General features: G+C 71.3%; 8 protein-coding genes. 2 read left to right on the plus strand and 6 right to left on the minus strand.

The window, feature by feature from the left end; all coding sequences use genetic code 11:
- Positions 1-2: 2 nt before the first annotated feature.
- From VT50_RS28805 to VT50_RS28820, 4 genes are all read right to left on the minus strand, one after another.
- Complete coding sequence (locus VT50_RS28805) at positions 3-1,277, minus strand: lanthionine synthetase C family protein (protein ID WP_046089399.1); 1,275 nt, start codon at positions 1,275-1,277, stop codon at positions 3-5.
- The gene (locus VT50_RS28810) at positions 1,274-4,345 is read right to left on the minus strand and encodes a lantibiotic dehydratase (protein WP_078840930.1); all 3,072 of its coding nucleotides are present in this window, start codon (positions 4,343-4,345) and stop codon (positions 1,274-1,276) included. The genes VT50_RS28805 and VT50_RS28810 overlap by 4 nt, the downstream gene beginning before the upstream one ends.
- Before the next feature lie 86 nt (positions 4,346-4,431).
- Complete coding sequence (locus tag VT50_RS28815; RefSeq protein ID WP_046089400.1) at positions 4,432-4,614, minus strand: FxLD family lanthipeptide; 183 nt, start codon at positions 4,612-4,614, stop codon at positions 4,432-4,434.
- A gap of 319 nt (positions 4,615-4,933) precedes the next feature.
- Positions 4,934-5,485 (minus strand): ATP-binding protein, encoded by a 552-nt coding sequence (locus tag VT50_RS28820; protein WP_053048766.1) that lies wholly within the window; start codon positions 5,483-5,485, stop codon positions 4,934-4,936.
- A gap of 286 nt (positions 5,486-5,771) precedes the next feature.
- Here VT50_RS28820 and VT50_RS28825 point away from each other — a divergent pair, with 286 nt between their 5' ends.
- Together VT50_RS28825 and VT50_RS28830 are read left to right on the plus strand one after the other, a co-directional pair.
- Positions 5,772-7,193, plus strand: coding sequence for an NsdA family TPR-like regulatory protein (locus VT50_RS28825; RefSeq protein WP_240529349.1), 1,422 nt, complete (start codon positions 5,772-5,774; stop codon positions 7,191-7,193).
- 33 nt (positions 7,194-7,226) lie between these two features.
- Positions 7,227-7,691 (plus strand): TrmO family methyltransferase domain-containing protein, encoded by a 465-nt coding sequence (locus tag VT50_RS28830; RefSeq protein ID WP_046089401.1) that lies wholly within the window; start codon positions 7,227-7,229, stop codon positions 7,689-7,691.
- A gap of 194 nt (positions 7,692-7,885) precedes the next feature.
- Here VT50_RS28830 and VT50_RS28835 read toward each other — a convergent pair whose 3' ends face one another.
- Both VT50_RS28835 and VT50_RS28840 read right to left on the minus strand, forming a co-directional pair.
- Positions 7,886-12,883 (minus strand): type I polyketide synthase, encoded by a 4,998-nt coding sequence (locus VT50_RS28835; RefSeq protein ID WP_046089402.1) that lies wholly within the window; start codon positions 12,881-12,883, stop codon positions 7,886-7,888.
- A gap of 64 nt (positions 12,884-12,947) precedes the next feature.
- Positions 12,948-19,309 (minus strand): type I polyketide synthase (locus tag VT50_RS28840; RefSeq protein ID WP_143645289.1); only part of this gene is annotated, 6,362 nt, incomplete at its 5' end.

A 19,309-nucleotide genomic window follows, 5' to 3' on the forward strand; every position in this document is an offset into this window, starting at 1 on the left:
GGTCAGGCGATGAGTAGGCAGGCATCCCAAGCGGAGCGGGGCGGGGCGGCCGTGGCAGGAGCCAGGAGCGCCAGGGCGATTCCGGCGGCGCCGTTGAGAAAGCCGAGCCCCGCTTCGTCGTCCCGGATGGCGGCCATGGCCGCGTCTTCCGGGACGGTGCCCGGTGGACAGACCGTAGTGAGCAGCGGCGGGATGGCCGCCCTGAGTTGACCAACGGTCGAGGGATGCGCGTCGTCGGCAGTCCGGGCAGCGACGTGAGCCAGGCCGGCGAAGCCGTGGCACAGGCCGTTGTCCGTGGTGGCCTTGAGCTGCGCGGGATCGGTGAGGGCTGCCACGAGTGCGGTCTCCGCCTCGATCTGGCGGTCGGCATCGCCGATGGCGAGCGCGGCGAGCTGCCGGGCACGGGCCAGACCAGCGGTGCCGTAGCACCACGACGGTCGCCTTGGCGCGGATGGGGCGAGGCGGCCGGTGCGCAGCTCGTCTCGTGTCACCCAGTACGGCCAGACGAGGCCACGACCGGTCTCTTCCTGCCAGCGGTCCAGCCACGCCACGATCATGCGTAGGGCTTCTCGATGGCCGTCAACTGTGATTCCGTGTCGGGCGGCGAGGGCCAGCAGTGCGAGCACACCGCCGACGCCGTGCGCCATGCCGCTGTTGGCGTGCCCGCCCGGGAAACGGTCGTCCGCCCGGCCGGAGGGGCCGGTTGACGTCCACCAGCCTGGCAGCGCCTCGCTGACGTGGACAACGGGTTCGGTGAGGCGTACGCAGTAGTCGAGGATGGCACGTACTTCGGCGCCGGTGGGGTCGAGGCGCATGAAGTAGGCGCCGTAGCCCGCCAGGCCCCGGATCGTGTCGAACTCGGCGATCTCCGGCAGGCGCCCAGCGTCGATGCGGCGGTGCGCGGCTGCGAGGCGGCGGCGGACGTCCGCAGCCATCTGCCGGTCCAGGGTGTCCAGGGAACGCCGGTAGGCGCCGGGCAGGTGGTCGGCGGCACAGCCCAATACCTGCGCGAGGGCGGGCGCCCCGTAGAAGGGATGGCTGTCGGGGCCGCTGGTGAAAGGGGCCCTGGCGGCTGCGGCGAGCCAGTCATGAGCACGCTGCCACGAACCCAGGCCGGCCGCGGCGCGCTCCATATGGAGCAGCGCGATGCCGGTCGGCCCGTACGCGAGGTGCTGACGGTTCGAGGGCGCGGCGCCCGATCCCGGCGGCGCGGTGGCGGGGTCGGCCAGGAGGTCGGCGACGGCGTCCGCCACCTTGAGCGCGAGGGAGTGGGTCACCGTGTCCTCCGGGCCATCCAAGCCAGGGCAGCGGCGCGTGTGAGGTAGAGGCAGACTTCTTCCTCGGGAAAGTCGACCGCGACGTGCCTTACAAAGTGGACATGCAGCAGTGAGGAGAGGACGTCGTCCAGGCGGATTCCCTGGGTGTCCGGGCCGGGAAAGTGGGGTCGGTAGGAGGCGAGCGCCACGTCGCGATATGCCCATGCCTCCACGACGGCGTGCCCACCGGGCACGCCACGCAGTGCCGCCCAGCCGTCGGATGGATCGGCCAGCCGCACGGTCTCGGTGAACTGCGAGCGGGTCACGGGTGCGGGCGCGGTACGCGGAATGTGGTCGATCAGCCAGCGCATACCCGCTTCGGTGCTGCCGAGGAACGCGGTGGCGATAGCGATGGTGTGCGCGGCCACTAGCGCGCGCTGGGGCGGGCGCTGGGCCTGGCAGAGCTGAGTGACGACGGCACGCGAGTCTGCGCGGAACGCTTCCTCTGCAGCCTCCCAGGCGGCGCCGGAGCCCCAACGTCCCATCTCGCGATATGAGGTGGGAAGACGTAGATCCGACAGCAGACCAGCAGCGCGCAGCTCGTCGGCCCAGGTGCTGACCGTGCGGGCGGTCTCGGCGAAGGCATTGGAGTCAGGCAGGGCGATGCGCATCCTCAGGTGTTGATTGGGGTCACGGAAGCGAATGAACCACCACGGCGGGCCACCAAGCCGCTCCAGCAGGTCCGGGACATGCTCGGCCAGCAGGGTGTCCTGACGGCGCAGGTCTCCATACAGGGTGGCCAGCAGCAGGGACGAGGCTCCGGGAGTCTGGATCTGCGCCCGGGAAAAGGTGCGGGCCGCGGTGGGGGTCGGCAGGGTCGGCCACGCTGGTGATCGCGTCGCTTTCACTGGCACGACGACCTCATGTGCGCGGCCGTCGCACCAGCCGTATGCGTTGGCTTCCGGCGCTTCGACGAGAACGGCAAGGCGGGAACGATTCAGGTGCTGGCGCAGCAGGCTTCGGTGTCCGGCCTGGTCGAGGTCGAGGAACAGGCGACGGTCGTCCTCTGCAAGATAGACCCACCGCGGCAGCCGCCGACGGCTCCGCCAGTCGATAAGGACTGTGTCCCACTCGGTCTGGGGGCGGTCACGGTCGGGCAGCTCGGACGCTTCCAATCGCCACCGTGCTGGAGTGAGCACCGTGCGCCCGTAGCGCAGCCGCGGCAGGAAGGGCATCGTGTTTGCGGCGCCCCAGTCGAACAAGGTGACCTGCGCGCACTGAGCGCGGGACAGCTCGGCGAGGAACCGCACCAGCGGCGGGGTGTGCTTCTTGAGGTTCAGCGCATGCATCCCCACGGCCTCGATCCGGTGCCCGCGCTCGGGTGCGGCCAGATACATGCGACGACCGTCACAGGCCACCGCCAGGTCGCCAGGCGTGAGTACATCGCCGCCAGTGGGGCGGTGCTCTTGCACGCTGATCACGGTGGTCAGGACCTGTGGGGCGCGAGTGACATGGGCGCTCGTGGACAGCAGCGGCGGGAAGGACAACTGGGCGGGGACGGTCCCGGCATCCGCAGTCGGTAGATCGGCTAGTTCCGCAGCCAGACGCTCGCGGTCCTCGGAGGCCAGCACGCCGAGGAACCGGCCCGTGGTGACGCCGACGCCGCGGGACACGCTCACGATCTCCAGCCGGAACCGTCCGCGGCCCAGCTCCTCGACGCTGTCGGCGTGCACTCGGACACCGATCTCCAGGTGCGGCGGCACCCTTGGGTGCTCGGGCCCTATGTCCATTGCGGCGATCAACCCGTCGGTGAGGGCGACCTCGTTGCGGCCGTCGAGCGCGGCGGCCTGCGCGAGGCGCACCAAGGTTTCGTCCCGTGCGGAGAGCCGGGGGCGACGAACGTCGGAAGGAACACCCGGATACCCGTCAGGGAAACCAGTGCCGCTGTCCGCAATGACCTCCTTGAGCGGCACCATCGTGCCGATGCCGTACCGCTCGTAGAACCGCCGCTGATACGCCTTCCATGCCGCCGTCCCGTACGGGAGGGCACAGACCCGGGTTAAGGCCCCGGCGGCTCGCTCGATCTCGCGGGCAACCGCTTCGGGCAGCTCGATCCGGGCATCCAGGCGGAGATCAAGAGCGAGGGGATGGTGGCGAACGTCTGGAAGCAGAGCTCGCATTCGCGCCGCAGCGTGTTTCCGGCCAGCGCGGGAGTCACAGCCGCGCAAATCGGCCTGCACGACGTGCAGTTCACGGACTGTACCGGCGACCGCAACCAAGTTGTTAGCGTCCAGGGCGTCGAGCTGGCCCAACAGGTATTCCAGGGCATCGGTCTCGGTGCTTGGTGCGTGCAGGCTGGTGATCAGTACTTTGTGCCGAATCAACTCCTGCACGAACCGATGTACCTTGGCCGGCACCGCTACGGGGAACTCCGAGGAAAGTTTGTCGGCCAGAGCACCGACGCGGATCGGTGACCGGGCCGCCTCCACTACCACCCGCACCTGCTCGGTCAAGCCAATGGATGCCTCGACCGCACGCCTCCAATCACCTCGGGTGTCGGACTTGTACGGCACAATCAGCCGACTACCGCGTCTCGCCACGGCGTTATTGAGGACTACCGGAAGGCGCCCAAGCAGTTCTGGGCACGACTCCAGCCGCTCGACAACGGCCATCAACCACTCCGCGCTCGCCCGGCCAATGACCGCGTGGCCCGAGCCCCAAGTTGCGGCCGCTCGTGCCCCGAGCGCGGCTGAGGTCACACCAGCGAAGAGGCCAAACGGAGTCGCCCGGTGCTCGGCACGCAGCACGTAGCGGACCACAGAGGCGACTGCACGGCGCACATCACGCATGGCCGGGCTGCCGGATGAGCACAAGGCGCGCACCTGAGAGGCAAGGGCAGGGCTGGCGTGCTCGACGGCCTCGGCAACGTCCTCCTCGGACCACACCTCCCGCAACCACGCAAGCCGCGCAGCCGCGCCGCGGGGGGAAGGGTCATCAAGGTCGGGACACGGAGAAACGGGAAGCTCCGGGCGGGCGACCGCACGGACAAGCGCGGTCTTACTGGCGCGGAAATCGGTGCTCGAAGCCATCACAACCTCCGTGGTCCAGGCGGGCGGCCGGCGCCTTCGCGCTATGAGTCGCGAAGACGCCGACCTGAGATGACGTGCGCCTTGGGTCAGGCCACGTTCGTGGTGCAGGCGCCGCAGGTCTCGCCGCAACCGTCGTCCGTCAGGCTGATCAGACCGGCGACGTCGGCAACCTCGACCAGAGCGACGTCAAGGTGGAAACCATCCGATGCGGCGGTGCCCGCGATCGGCGGCGGGCTCGCCTTCGTGGTGTGCGTGTTGTTGGGCCTCATGCCAACTCCCTTGCATTCGTCGTGCATTGCGGACGTTGGTACTGCCGAGCGCCTACGTGCGGAGCGTATTGAGACAACTACGCCGCAGGGAGAGTTCCCAGCCACCGGCCCGAGGTGCCATGCCCCCACGAGTGCGAATGTGTGGGCCGCTTATCCCCGGGTCGGAGTTCTTGCGCCGCCCCAATGAACCGGGCTCGAATCAACCGGTTGACCGGGGCGGTCGTCTGTCAGGCCACAGTCTTTTCGGACTGGGTCGTACGGCCGAGACCCATAGACGCTCTCTTTCCCGGAGCCCATGCGCTGATCAACTCGTACCGCATCAGTTCCCCCCTCCATGCCGGCCGCCTGTCTCGGAGCCACGGTGGCGTCGGCCTCTCCTCGCCGATGCGGGCGCCGCCAGCGTGCACCAGGTCCTCGTCCCGTCCTCGCTAACGCCCCAGGAGTTCGCGATGGAGTCGACGAGGAACATGCCCCGACCGTTCTCCTCGGTTGGTTCCGCCACTCGGACCTCCGGTCGGCCGGGTGAACCGTCGTCTACCTCCAGCACGATCAGATCGACGCCGATGATGAAGCGGAACACGACCTCCGGGCCCTTGCCGTGTCGCAAGGCGTTGGTGACGAGTTCGCTGATCAACAGCCGTCCGTTCTCCACCAGATCCGGTAAACCCCAGTAGTTGAGCTTCGCGGCACCGATGTGGCGTAGAACGCCCACCCAGACACCGGCAGCCGCCACCGCGTCTCTGCCCTCCGGTAGGGCCGGGCGCTTGATGGTCAGCGACAGGTCGTCGAGAACGGTCGGCAAGGGGTCCGTCGCACTCTTGGCGCTGGCCTCCACAAGGATCTCCGCGCCCGTTGCGGTGGTGACAGCCATACTCGCTCCTCCGCAGCTCAGACGGACAGCGCGACGTGGGGGCGCTGGGCCGGAAATCGCGGCGCCGCTGCCCACGTTCACGTGATGGACACGTAGAGCGAACCGCGTTCGGGTCATGCTGGGAACGGGGTCAAGGACGACCGAGTGGTCAAAGTGGTCAAAGATCATTCGCAGTCGCCCCACGGAGGGAGTGAGCCTCCGGTATCTGACATCTGGGTACGAGTACAGCGACTACGGTGACCTTCACCAGGTGAGGTCAGAGCTAGGCCAGCCCACGCTGGCCAAAGTGGTCAAAGATCGTTTGAGTGCAGGGGTTCCCGCCATGGCACGCAGAAGGAACGAACGACTCGCAGAGTTACTCGAGGAAGCTGGCTGGTCACGGGCGCAGGCCGCGAGCGCGTTCAACAGGGTGGCCCAGGAGAACAAGCTGCTCGACTACACGAGCATCGGGCGGTCGCATGTCAGCATGTGGGTGGGAGGGACGGAACCTTCCGGCGCAGCGCCCGCTATCTTGTGCCAGGCACTGTCTCGGCGATTGAAGCGTGCCATCACGCCAGATGAGCTCGGGTTCGCTAGCCCCCATTCACCTGCGCAGGGAACGCTGGATTGGGATGTCGACCCTCTGATCGTTCTGACCGACCTGGGGAGAATTGACTTGGATGCGGACCGCCGAAAGCTCATAGGTGGCGCTGTGTACTCCGTGGCTCCTCTCACCCTGCCCGGAGAGCGATGGTGGCAGGCGATGACCCAGGCGTCGCAACGGACAACGCCCCGGCAGCAGCAGGTGGGGCGCGGGGATGTCACCATGGTTGAAGAGCTGACGGTGGCATTCTCCCGCATGGACCAGCAGCGTGGCGGCGGCCACGGGCGCACGGCGGTCGTGCAGTACCTGCACTCTGATGTCGCTGATTTCCTCCAGGGCAAGTTCCCCAGTGATCAGGTCAGGCGCGATATGTTCTCGGCAGCCGGCGAGCTGGCCTACCTGTCCGCCTGGATGGCGTTTGACAACGCGGAGCACGCCGTTGCGCAGCGGTACTTCGTCCTGGCAGCCAAACTAGCTGCGCGGGCGGACAATCCTCCCTTGGTCGGTCACATTCTGCGTGCCATGGCTCATCAAGCTCTTGACCTCGGGTTCTTCAAAGAATCCCTAGAGCTGTCCACAGCCTCTCTGGAAGGCCAGCGGTACGCTGCGGCTACCCCAAGGGAGCGCGCCCTGCTCGGTGTCGTCCACGCTCGTGGCCTCGCCACAAACGGCCAGCAACAGGCCGCAGCACAGTCGCTGCTGAAAGCCGAGGACGACCTTGCCTCGGCTCGGGACGGCATCCACGAACCACACCGCACGTTCTTCTTCTCAGGCGCCGCACTGGCTCACGAGACCGCCTGCACCTTGCGCGACTGCGGCGACCGTGGGGGAGCCATCCGTCAGTTCCGCCAGAGCATCCGTACCCGAGGGGCCGCCTTTCGCCGCACTCATGCGGTCACACTCGGCTACCTGGGAGCCACACAGATCGCCAACAGAAGCGTCGAGGAGGCTTGCGCCACCTGGAGCGGACTCCTCGACGCCATGGAAGAGGGCATCTACTCCGGACGGGCCCGGCAGGCGGTCTACGACGTGCGCAAACTGCTCTCGCCGTACCGGCATCGTGGAATCCCCGTTGTAGCCGAGCTGGACGCACGGGCCGCCTCATACTTGGCCCGAGTAGATTGAGTACATCGTGGCCACCCGATCAAGGGGAAGCGCATGAAGTCGCTGGAGATCACGCCCATTGGCACAGTCGTCGGCGGGCGCACAGAGCCGACCGACGACCACTGGACCGGCACGGCGATCATCCGCCTGAACCCGGACTTCCCCGTCGAGGTCGTCCAAGGTCTGGAGGAGTTCTCACACCTCCTGGTGGTCTGGCAGTTCCACTTGGCCTCTCCCGGTGACGTCGCTTTCCATGCACGGAGCCCCCGGAACGACCCTCGGTGGCCAGCGACCGGCACGTTCGCACACCGCAACCATCGCCGCCCGAACCAGCTCGCCCAGTCTTTCCCGCGGCTGCTGAAGGCCGAAGGTCTTGACCTCCATGTCACGGACTTGGACGCGGTCGACGGAAGCCCGATCTACGACCTGGCCCCGTACTTTAAGGAAATGGGGCCCCGTGGCGAAGTTCGCCAACCGACATGGCCCGGGGAGATGCTGTCTGACTACTGGGCAGACTGACTCCCAAAGCCGACATTCACGGCTCACCTCGGTAAGCAACCGCGATCTCGCGGGTGATGACAGACTGCTCCTACAACGGAACCCGGTGGATCAACTCTCTTGGTCGAAAGTTAATCCACCGGGTTCCGTTGCGTCGTTCAACCCCCTTGACACGTCACCACCAGGCCAAACTCGACGGTGTTGCAGCTGGAGTATTAAGCCCTTCCGAGGCCCTTGTTGATGAATGCGAAGAGCTCTTCGTCGCTGGCCGACTGGAGCTCTTCCGCGTCCACCGTCTCCTTCGCCGGGCGCTCCGGCGCCGCCGCGGCGGCGGGCTCGGCGGTGACCGCCGTGCCGTCCGACTCGTGCCACTTCGCCAGCAGCGACTGCAGCCGCATGGTGATCCGGGCCCGGGTGATGTTGTCGGGCGCGGTGCCGGTGAGCGCGGACTCCAGCTTGTCGAGCTCGTCGAGCACCGCGGTGCCGTCGGCCGCCTCGTCGGGCGCGATCCCGGCCCGCAGATAGGCGGCCACGGCGGCCGGGGTGGGGTGGTCGAAGATCAGGCTCGGGGGCAGCTTCAGCCCGCTCGCGGCGCCCAGCCGGTTGCGGAGCTCGACCGCGGTGAGCGAGTCGAAGCCCAGCTCCTTGAACGCCCGCCCGGCCTCGATGGCCTGGGCGCCGGAGTGGCCCAGCACGGCGGCCACCGCGCTGCGCACCAGGTCCAGCAGCACCCGCTCCCGCTCGGTCTCCGGCAGGCCTGCGAGCTGCCCGGCCAGGGCCGCACCGGCCGCGCCCGGGTCGTCGGTCTCGGCGGCGGCCATCTCCTCGACGACCTCGCGGGCCTCGGGCAGGTCGTACAGCAGCGGACGCGGCCGGTCGGCGGTGAAGGCGAGGGTGAAGCGCCGCCAGTCCATGTCGATGACGGTCAGCGCGGTCTCGTCCCGGTCCAGCGCGTGCTGGAGGGTGGCGGTGGCCGGCTCGGGCGCCATCTCGTTGATGCCGTGGCGGCGCATCCGGTCGCCGACGGCGCCGTCCACCGTGCCGCCGTCGCCCCACGGGCCGAAGGTCAGCGCGGTGGCGGGCAGCCCGTCGGCGCGGCGCTGCTCGGCGAAGGCGTGCAGGAAGGCGTTGCCGGGCGCCTGGTTGCCCTGCCCGGGTGCGCCGAAGGTGGCGGAGAAGTGTGAGCACAGCACGAACGCGGTCAGGTCCAGGTCCCGGGTGAGCTCGTGCAGCTGGCGCGTGGCGTCCACCTTCGGCCGCAGCACCCGCTCGACCTGGTCCGGGGTCAGCCCCTCGATCACCCCGTCGTCGATGACGGCCGCGGTGTGCACGACGGCCGTCAGCGGCTGGTCGGCCGGGATGGCCGCGAGGGTGTCGGCGAGCGCGGCGCGGTCGGTCACATCGCAGGCGGCGAGGGTGACCTTGGTGCCGAGCCCGGTCAGCTCGGCCTCCAGCTCGACCGCGCCCGGGGCGTCCGGGCCCCGGCGGCTGACCAGGACGAGGTGGTCGGCGCCGTTGCGGGCCAGCCACCGCGCGACCTGTGCGCCGAGCCGTCCCGTACCGCCGGTGACCAGCGTGGTGCCGGTCGGCTTCCAGGCCCGTACGGCGGAGGTGTCGGCCAGCGGGGCGCGCACCAGGCGGGGCCCGAAGACGCCCGTGGCACGGATCGCGGCCTGGTCATCGTCGCCGCCGGAGCCGAGGAGACCCACCAGCCGGGTCAGGGCGCGCTCGTCGGGCGTGTCGGGCAGGTCGATCAGGCCGCCCCAGCGCTCCAGGTGCTCCAGCGCGGCCACCCGGCCAAGGCCCCAGACGAGGGCCTGCTCGGGCGCGGCCGGGCGGTCCGCGCCGCCCACGGAGACGGCGCCGCGGGTGAGGCACCACAGCGGCGCGCCGATCCCCGCGTCGCCGAGGGCCTGGACCAGCGCGAGCTGGGCGGCGGTTCCGGCGGGCAGGGAGGCGTGCTCGGGGTGGGCGTCCCCGGCCGGGGCCAGCAGCGAGACCACTCCGGCGAACGCGGCGCCGTGGGCTTCGGCGTTGCCTTCGGCTCCGGCTTCGGCGAGGGCGGTGCGCAGCCGCCCGGCCAGCTCCTCCCGGCCGTCGACGGTGGTGTCCACCGCGATCCGCCGTACGTCGGCGCCGCGTTCGGCGAGCACACCGGCCACGGCGTCGGTCCAGGTGTCCTCGGTGTCCGGGGCGACGACGAGCCAGCCGCCGGTCAGCCGCGCGGACCGCTCCTCGGCGAGCGGCTTCCACGCCACGCGGTAGCGCCAGCCGTCCACCGTGGACTGCTCACGGGCCTGCTTGCGCCACGACGCCAGGGCGGGCAGGACGGCGCTCATGGGCTGATCGCCCTCGACCGTCAGCTCGGCGGCCAGCGCCTGCCAGTCCTCCGCCTCCACCGCGGCCCAGAACTTCGCCTCCACCGCGTTGTGCCCGCTCTCCCCGGCCGCCCGCGCGGGCGCGGCCTCGGGCCAGTAGCGCTGCTGCTGGAAGGCGTACGTGGGCAGCTCGATGCGGCGGGCGCCGGTGCCCTCGAACACCGCGTCCCAGTCCACGGCCACGCCGCGCGACCACGCCTCGCCGACGGAGGCCCAGAAGCGGTCAAGGCCGCCCTCGTCACGGCGCAGCGACCCGATCGCGGCGGCCTCACGGCCCGCGTCCTCGGCCGTCTCCTGCACCCCCATCGTCAGCACCGGATGCGCGCTGGACTCGATGAACACGCCGAAGCCCTCGTCCAGCAGCCGCCGGACCGCGCCCTCCAGCTCAACCGTGCGCCGCAGATTGGTGAACCAGTACTCCGCGTCCAGCTCCGGACCCTCGACCCACTCCCCCGTCACCGTCGACAGGAACGGCACCTGGGCGTCCTTCGGCTGTACGGGCGCCAGCAGCCCCAGCAGCTCCTCGCGCAACAGCTCGACCTGGGCCGAGTGCGAGGCGTAGTCCACCGGGACCCGGCGCGCCCGCACCTCATCGGCCTCACACGACGCCAGCAACTCCTCCAGCGCGGTCGGCTCACCCGAAACCACCACCGACGACGGCCCATTGACCGCCGCGATGGAGATCCGCCCCTCGCCCCACGGTGTGATGCGTTCGCGCACCTCCGCCACCGGGAGCGCCACCGACACCATGCCGCCCTTGCCCGCGAGCACCCGGCCGATGGCCTGACTGCGCAGCGCCACCACACGGGCGGCGTCCTTCAGCGACAGGGCTCCCGCCACATACGCGGCGGCGATCTCACCCTGCGAGTGACCGATCACCGCGGCGGGCACGACACCCAGCGAGCGCCACAGCTCCGCCAGCGACACCATCACCGCGAACAGCACCGGCTGGACCACATCCACCCGCTCCAGCGACGGCGCGCCCTCCGCACCGCGCAACACATCGACCAGCGACCAGTCGGTGAACTCCGCCAGCGCCGCCGCACACTCCTCGATGTGGGCCGCGAAGACGGGCGAGGCGTCCATCAGCCCCACGCCCATCCGCACCCACTGCGACCCCTGCCCGGGGAAGACGAACGCCGTCTGCCCAGCAACCACCGCGCCCCGCTCCACACCGGCGGCCATGCCGCCCTCGGCGAGTGCGGTCAGCCCGGCCATCAGCTCCTCGCGGTCCCGGCCCTGGACCACACCGCGGTGGTCGAGCGCGGCACGGGTGGTGGCCAGCGACAGGCCGATGTCCACCGGGCGCAGCGCCGGTTCGTCGTGGAGCCGGTCCAGCAGCCGCCACGCCTGGGCGCGCAGCGCCGCCTCGCTCTTGCCGGAGAGCACCCACGGCAGCACACCCGGCTGCTTGGACACCAGCTCGACCGGGCCCGGCTCCTCGGCGGGCGCCTGCTCGACGATGGTGTGCGCATTGGTGCCGCTGAAGCCGAAGGAGGACACCGCGGCGCGGCGCGGACGGCCGGTCTCGGGCCATGGCGTGGCCGACCTGACCAGCGCGATCTTCCCCGAGGACCAGTCGATGTGCGGGGACGGCTCGGCGATGTGCAGCGACTCGGGGACCACCCCGTGCCGCATCGCCAGCACCATCTTCATCACTCCGGCGATGCCCGCGGCGCCCTGGGTGTGGCCGATGTTGGACTTCACCGAGCCGAGCAGCAGGGGCTGTTCCCCGGTCCGGTCCTGGCCGTAGGTGGCCAGCAGCGCCTGCGCCTCGATCGGGTCGCCGAGCGAGGTGCCCGTGCCATGGGCCTCCACGACGTCCACGTCGCCCGTGGACAGCCGCGCGTTGGCCAGCGCCTGCTGGATGACGCGCTGCTGGGACGGGCCGTTGGGCGCGGTCAGACCGTTGGACGCGCCGTCCTGGTTGACGGCGGAGCCGCGCACCACGGCCAGCACCTCGTGGCCCAGGCGGCGGGCGTCAGAAAGCCGCTCCAGCAGCAGGACGCCCACGCCCTCGGCCGGGCCGAAGCCGTCGGCGTCCGCCGAGAACGCCTTGCAGCGGCCGTCCTCGGACAGCCCGCGCTGACGGCTGAACTCGATGAACAGACCCGGGGTGGACATCACGTGGACGCCGCCCGCGAGCGCGAGCGAGCACTCGCCGAGCCGCAGCGACTGGACGGCCAGGTGCAGCGCCACCAGCGACGCGGAGCAGGCCGTGTCCACGGTGACGGCCGGGCCCTCCAGGCCGAAGACGTAGGAGAGGCGGCCGGAGACGACGCTGCTGGCGTTGCCGGTGCCGAGGTGGCCGCCGAAGTCGTCGTCGGCGTCGATCGCCACCGTCAGATAGTCGGAGGCGTTCATGCCCGCGAAGACACCGGTCCGGCTGCCGCGCAGGGACGCGGGGTCGATCCCGGCCCGCTCGAACGCCTCCCACGAGGTCTCCAGCAGCAGCCGCTGCTGCGGGTCCATCGCCATGGCCTCGCGCGGCGAGATCCCGAAGAACGCCGCGTCGAACCGGGTGGCGCCGCTCAGGAACCCGCCCTCGCGGGTGTAGGTGGTGTCCGGGGTGTCCGGGTCGGAGTCGAAGAGGTTCCGCAGGTCCCAGCCACGGTCGGCCGGGAACTCCGTCTGCCCCTCGCCGCCGGAGGCCATGAGCTGCCACAGCTCCTCGGGGCTGCTGACCCCTCCGGGGAAGCGGCAGCTCATGCCCACGATGGCGATCGGCTCATGGGCCTGGTCGTCGGCCTCCTGCAGCCGCCGGTGGGCGGCGGTGAGGTCGGTGGTGACCTTCTTCAGATATTCGCGGAGCTTGGCTTCGTTCGCAGTCGCCATGGACGTTCACCTATTCGCAATGCTCTTGATCGTCGGGGGGTCCGGATGAGGGTGCCGCCGCGCTTCAGCCGTTACCGAACCTCTTGTCGATGAAGTCGAAGAGCTCGTCGTCACTGACCTCTTCGAACGCTTCCGCCTCGGCGTCCGCCCCGGCGTCGTCCGCGGTGCGTCGCACGTCGTTCCACTTCGCCAGCAGCGTCTGCAGGCGCACCGCGATGTTCGCATGCGCGGCCTCGTCCTCCGTCACCGAGGCCAGCTCATCCGGTGTCAGCGAGGACAGGCTGTTCTCCAGCCGCTCCAGCTCCTCCAGTACGGACACTCCGGGGCCCTCGGCCTCCGGCGCCACTTCCTGGCGCAGGTGGCTCGCGAGCGCGACCGGGGTCGGGTAGTCGTAGACCAGCGTGGCAGTGAGCTTCAGCCCGGTGGCCGCGTTGAGCCGGTTCCGCAGCTCGACGGCGGTCAGCGAGTCGAAGCCCAGCTCCTTGAACGCCTGCTCGGCGCCCACCTGGTCCTTCGAGGCGTAGCCCAGTACGGCCGCCACCTGACGGCGGACCAGGTCCAGCACGGTCCGCTGCCGCTGGGCCTCCGACTGCCCGGCCAGCCGCTGGGCCAGGGTGCCCTCGCCGGTGTCCGCCACGGCCTCGGGGGCGGCGGGGCCACCCGCCGCGGCGCGGCGCACCGGCGTGCGCACCAGGCCGCGGTACGGCGGCGGCAGCTCGCCGGTGCTGGCGGCGGCGCGCAGCGTCGCCATCTCCAGCCGTACGGGCACCAGGACCGCCTCGTCGGCCACGGCGTGGGCCGCGTCGAACAGGGCGAGCCCTTCCTCGGCGGACAGCGGCAGCACCCCGCCGCGCGCCGCCCGCTTCTGGTCGGCCGCGCCGAGCCTGCCGCCCATGCCGCGCTCCTCGGCCCACATGCCCCAGACCAGGGACTGTGCGGTACGGCCGGTGGCGCGGCGGTGTCCCGCGAGGGCGTCGAGGAACACGTTCGCCGCCGCGTAGCCGCCCTGGCCCGCGCCGCCCAGCGTCCCGGCCGCGGCCGAGAAGAGCACGAACGCGGACAGGTCCAGATCGCGGGTCAGCTCATGGAGGTTGACGGCCGCGTCGACCTTGGGCCGCAGCACCGCGTCCACCCGCTCGGGCGTCAGCAGGTCGATGACGCCGTCATCGAGGACGCCCGCGGTGTGCACCACGGCCGTCAGCGGACGGTCGGCGGGAATCGCGGCCAGCAGCCCGGCCAACGCCTCCCGGTCGGCCGCGTCACACGCGACGACAGTGGCCCGCGCGCCCAACGCGGCCAGCTCCGCGACCAGTTCGGCCATCCCGTCGGCGGCGGGACCGCTACGGCTGGCCAACAGCAGATGGCGCGCCCGGTGGGCGGTGACCAGATGGCGAGCGAACAGCCTGCCGAGGCCACCGGTGGCCCCGGTGATCAGCACGGTGCCATCGGGGTCGATGGGCTTGCTGGTCCCGGCTGCCTTGGCTGGCTCGATCCTGGTCAGGCGTGGGGCGTAGGGCGTGCCGGCGCGTAGGGCCAGTTCGGGTTCGTCCGAGGCCAGCGCTGTCGCGATCGCCGGGTACGACATCTCGCCGTCCACGTCCAGCAGGACGAAGTGGCCCGGGTTCTCCGACTGCGCGGAGCGCAGCAGACCCCACGCCGGGGCGTTCACCAGGTCCGTCACCGCCGTGTCACCGGCCGCCGCTACCGCGCCACGGGTGACCACCACCAGCCGGGCCGCACCGGGCCGACCGCCGTTCAGCCACTCCTGGACCAGGGCCAGGACGCGGTGGGTGGCCGCGTGCGCACCGGCGGCGAGGCCGCCCTCCGTGGCGCCCGGCTCCGGCGGGAACGGCACCAGCACGGTGTCCGGCGCGGGCCCGCCCGCCTCGACCGCCGCGTTCAGCGAGCCGAGGTCGTCATGGACCGTGGCGCGGAACCCGGCCGTCTCCAGGGCCACGCTCAGCTTGAGCTCATCGCCGCCGATGACGGCGAAGCCCGCCGACGCGGCGTCCGGGAGCACATCAGCCGCCACCGGCGCCCAGTCGATGCGGAACAGCGACTCATGGCGGTCGGAGGCGCCCGCACCGGCGATCCGGTCCACCTCCAGCGCCCCGGTCACCAGCGCGTCCACCGACGCCACCGGCGCGCCCGACTCATCGGCCGCCACCATCGACACCGCGCCGTCCCCGGTCGGCGCGAGCCGTACGCGCAGCGCCTCGGCGCCCACCGCGTACAGGCTCACCCCACGCCAGGAGCGCGCCACCACGGCACCGCCCGCGTCCAGCGCCAACGGCTGCAACGCACCGTCCAGCAGGGCCGGGTGCAGGGCGAAGCGGGCCGCCTCGGGCCGCCGCTCCTCCGCGACACCCACCTCCGCGAACACCTCCTCGCCACGCCGCCAGGCGCGGCGCAGGCCCTGGAACGCCGGGCCGTGCAGCAGCCCGGCGCGCGCCATGCCCGCGTACAGCTCATCGGTGTCGACCGCCTCCGCGTCCGCGGGCGGCCAGACGGACAGCGACTCGGCACCGCCGCCTACAAAGGCGCCACCCGCCTGCGCCTCGCCGGACGCGAGCACACCGGCGGCGTGCCGGGTCCACCGCCGGTCCGTGTCCGCCGAGCGCTCATCGCGCCCGTACACGGCCAGCGGGCGGCGGCCGTCACGGTCCGGCTCGCCGACCGACACCCGCAGCCGCACCCCGCCGCGCTCCGGCAGGACCAGCGGCTCGTCCAGGGTCAGCTCCTCCAGCAGCGCACAGCCCACATGGTCCCCGGCGCGCACCGCCAGCTCCACGAGCGCGGAGCCCGGCAGCACGGCCGTGTCCGCGACCGTGTGGTCCGCCAGCCAGGCGTGCGAGGCGAGCGACAGCCGACCGGAGAACACGTACGCGTCCGCGTCGGGCAGTTCCACCGCCACGCCCAGCAGCGGGTGATCGGCCGAGCCGAGCCCCGCCGAGGCCACCTCGTCCAGGCTCAGCTGGGCGTCGACCCAGTAGCGGGCGCGCTGGAAGGCGTACGTCGGCAGGGCGACCTTCCGGGCACCCGTACCGGCGAAGAACGCCTCCCAGTCCGGGGCCTGGCCACGGACGTACAGCCGGGCCAGCGCGCCGGTCACCGCCTCCGCCTCCGGCCTGCCCTTGCGCAGCGCGGGCAGCAGTTCGGCCGCGTCGGGCTCGGCCAGGCAGTCCTGCGCCATGGCGGTGAGGACACCGTCGGGGCCGAGCTCGACATACGTGGTGACGCCCCGGGCTTCCAACGTCCGTACGCCGTCCAGGAAACGGACGGCCTCGCGGACATGGCGGACCCAGAAGCCGGGGGTGGTGATCTCCTCGGCGGAGACCACGTCCCCGGTGAGGTTGGAGACGATCGGAATGCGCGGGGCCTCGTACGCAAGCCCGTCCGCAACCTCCCGGAACGCCTCCAACATCCCGTCCATAAGGGGCGAGTGGAAGGCGTGGCTGACCGTGAGCCGCTTGGTCTTACGGCCCTGCGCCTCGAACGACGCCGCGATCTGTACGGCCGCGTCCTCGTCGCCCGCGATGACCACGGAGGCCGGACCGTTGAGCGCGGCGATCGAGACACGGTCGGTCAGCAGCGGCGCCACCTCGTCCTCCGACGCCTGCACCGCCACCATCGCACCACCCGCCGGAAGCTCCTGCATCAAACGCCCACGCGCCGCCACCAACTTCGCGGCGTCCGCCAGCGAGAGCACACCCGCCACATGCGCGGCGGCCACCTCACCGATCGAATGCCCGGACAGGAAGTCCGCCTTCAGACCCCACGACTCAACGAGCCGGAACAACGCCACCTCAACCGCGAACAGCGCGGGCTGAGTGAACCCCGTCCGATCCAGCACCGCCGCGTCATCCCCGAACAGCACCTCACGAAGCGGCCTCTCCAGGTGTCCGTCCAAGTGCGCGCACACCTCGTCCAGCGCGTCCGCGAACACCGGGAAGGCGTCGTACAACTCACGACCCATCCCCAGCCGCTGACTGCCCTGCCCGGTGAACAGGTACGCCACCTTGCCACCGGTCACCGAGCCCTCGACCAGGCCCGGCACCTCGGACTCGCCGCGCGCCAGCGCCGCGAGACCGGCCCGGAGCCCGTCCCCGCCGCCCGCGGTGAGCACGGCCCGGTGGTCCAGGGCGGCGCGCGTCGTGGCCAGCGAGTAGGCCACATCGGTGGCGGCCGGTGCGGCTTCGCCGCCCAGGTGGGCCAGGAGCCGCTCGGCCTGCCCGCGTACGGCGGCCGGGGACTTGCCCGACAGCACCCACGGCACCGTCGGCAGCTCCACCGCCGGGGTGGCGGCGGGCCGCTCCTCCGGCTCCGGGGCCTGCTCCAGCAGGGTGTGGGCGTTGGTGCCGCTGATGCCGAACGCCGACACCGCGGCCCGGCGCGGGCGTCCGGTCTCCGGCCACTCCCGCGCCTCGGTCAGCAGCTCCAACTCACCGGCGGACCAGTCGACATGCGGCGTCGGCTCGTCCACGTGCAGCGTCGGCGGCAGCACACCGTGGCGCAGCGCAAGCACCATCTTCATCACACCGGCGACACCGGCCGCGGCCTGCGTATGGCCGAAGTTGGACTTGATGGAGCCGAGCCACAGCGGTCGGCCCTCCTCTCGGTCCTGGCCGTAGGTGGCGAGCAGCGCCTGGGCCTCGATCGGGTCACCCAGCGTCGTACCCGTACCGTGCGCCTCGACCGCGTCCACCTCGGACGCCGACAACCCCGCACCCGCCAACGCCTGACGAATCACCCGCTGCTGCGACGGACCATTCGGCGCCGTCAACCCATTCGACGCACCATCCTGATTAATCGCACTGCCACGCACCACCGCCAACACCTCATGACCATGACGCCGGGCATCCGACAGCCGCTCCACCAGCAGCATGCCCACACCCTCACCCCACCCCGTACCATCCGCACCCGCAGCGAACGCCTTGATCCGCCCATCAGCCGCCAACCCACGCTGCCGACTGAAGTCCACGAACGAACCCGGCGTCGACATCACCGTCACACCACCAGCCAACGCCAACGAGCACTCACCCGCCCGCAACGCCTGAATCGCCCAGTGCAACGCCACCAACGACGACGAACACGCCGTATCCACCGTCACCGCAGGCCCCTCAAGACCCAGCGCATACGCCACCCGACCCGACATCACACTCGCCGCGTTACCCGTCCCCATGAAGCCATCGCCGCCGTCCGGCGAGTGGAGGACGAGCGACATGTAGTCCTGGCCGTTGGTGCCCGCGAACACGCCGACCTGCTGGCCGCGCAGCGTGGTCGGATCGATCCCGGCCCGCTCGAACGCCTCCCACGACGTCTCCAGCAACAACCGCTGCTGCGGGTCCATCGCCAGCGCCTCACGCGGCGAGATCCCGAAGAACGCCGCGTCGAACTCCCCGGCGTCCGCCAGGAATCCGCCCTCGCGGACATAGCTGGTGTTCTCGGTGGCCGAGTCCGGGTCGTACAGCGCCTCCAGGTCCCAGCCGCGGTCGGCCGGGAAGCCCGTCACCGCGTCCCGCCCGGAGACCAGGAGCCGCCACAGCTCCTCCGGCGACCGCACCCCGCCCGGGAAGCGGCAGCCCATCCCGACGATCGCGATCGGATCGTCGGCGACGGCCACCGCCGTGGACGGCACACCGGTCACCGGAGCGGCCACGCCCTCCTCGCCCAGGATCTCCGTACGGAGGTGGGCGGCGAGCGCCGAGGACGACGGGTAGTCGTACACCAGGGTGGGCGGCAGCCGCAGCCCGGTGACGGTGTTCAGCCGGTTGCGCAGCTCCACCGCCGTCAGCGAGTCAAAGCCCAGGTCCCGGAAGGCCCGGTCCGCCTCGACGGCCTCCGCGTCGGAGTGGCCCAGCACATCGGCCACGGCCGAGCGCACCAGGTCGAGCAGCATCCGCTCGCGCTCCGCCGCCGGGACCCCGGCGAGCCGCTGGGCCAGCGAGGACTCGTCCGCGCCGTCACCGCCCGTACCGGCGGTACGGCCGCCCTCGGCCGCCAGCGCCGTACGCACCTCGGGCAGCTCCAGCAGCAGCGGGCTCGGCCGGGACGCGGTGAAGCCGGGAGCCAGCCGCTCCCAGTCGATGTCCGCGACCGTCACCGCGGTCTCGTCCAGGTCCAGCGCGCGCTGCAGCGCGGCGATGGCCAGGTCCGCCGCCATCGGCGGCACCCCGGCGCGGCGCATCCGCTGCTCCAGCGCGTCGTCGGCGGCCATACCACCCTCGGCCCACGGGCCCCAGGCCACCGAGGTGGCGGACAGCCCCTCGGCCCGGCGGCGCTCGGCGAGCGCGTCCAGGAAGGCGTTCGCGGCGGCGTAGTTGGCCTGACCGGCGGCGCCCACGGTGCCGCTGGTCGAGGAGAACAGCACGAACGCGGACAGGTCGAGATCGCGCGTCAGCTCATGGAGGTTGGCCGCGGCATCCG

This window comes from Streptomyces antioxidans (assembly GCF_000968685.2).
GTDB lineage: Bacteria > Actinomycetota > Actinomycetes > Streptomycetales > Streptomycetaceae > Streptomyces > Streptomyces antioxidans.

Coding starts and splice junctions, on each gene's coding strand:
- VT50_RS28830 (WP_046089401.1), top strand. CDS start 7,227: ATGAAGTCGCTGGAGATCACGCCCATTGGCACAGTCGTCGGCGGGCGC.
- VT50_RS28835 (WP_046089402.1), bottom strand. CDS start 12,883: ATGGCGACTGCGAACGAAGCCAAGCTCCGCGAATATCTGAAGAAGGTC.
- VT50_RS28810 (WP_078840930.1), bottom strand. CDS start 4,345: ATGGCTTCGAGCACCGATTTCCGCGCCAGTAAGACCGCGCTTGTCCGT.
- VT50_RS28820 (WP_053048766.1), bottom strand. CDS start 5,485: ATGGCTGTCACCACCGCAACGGGCGCGGAGATCCTTGTGGAGGCCAGC.
- VT50_RS28815 (WP_046089400.1), bottom strand. CDS start 4,614: ATGAGGCCCAACAACACGCACACCACGAAGGCGAGCCCGCCGCCGATC.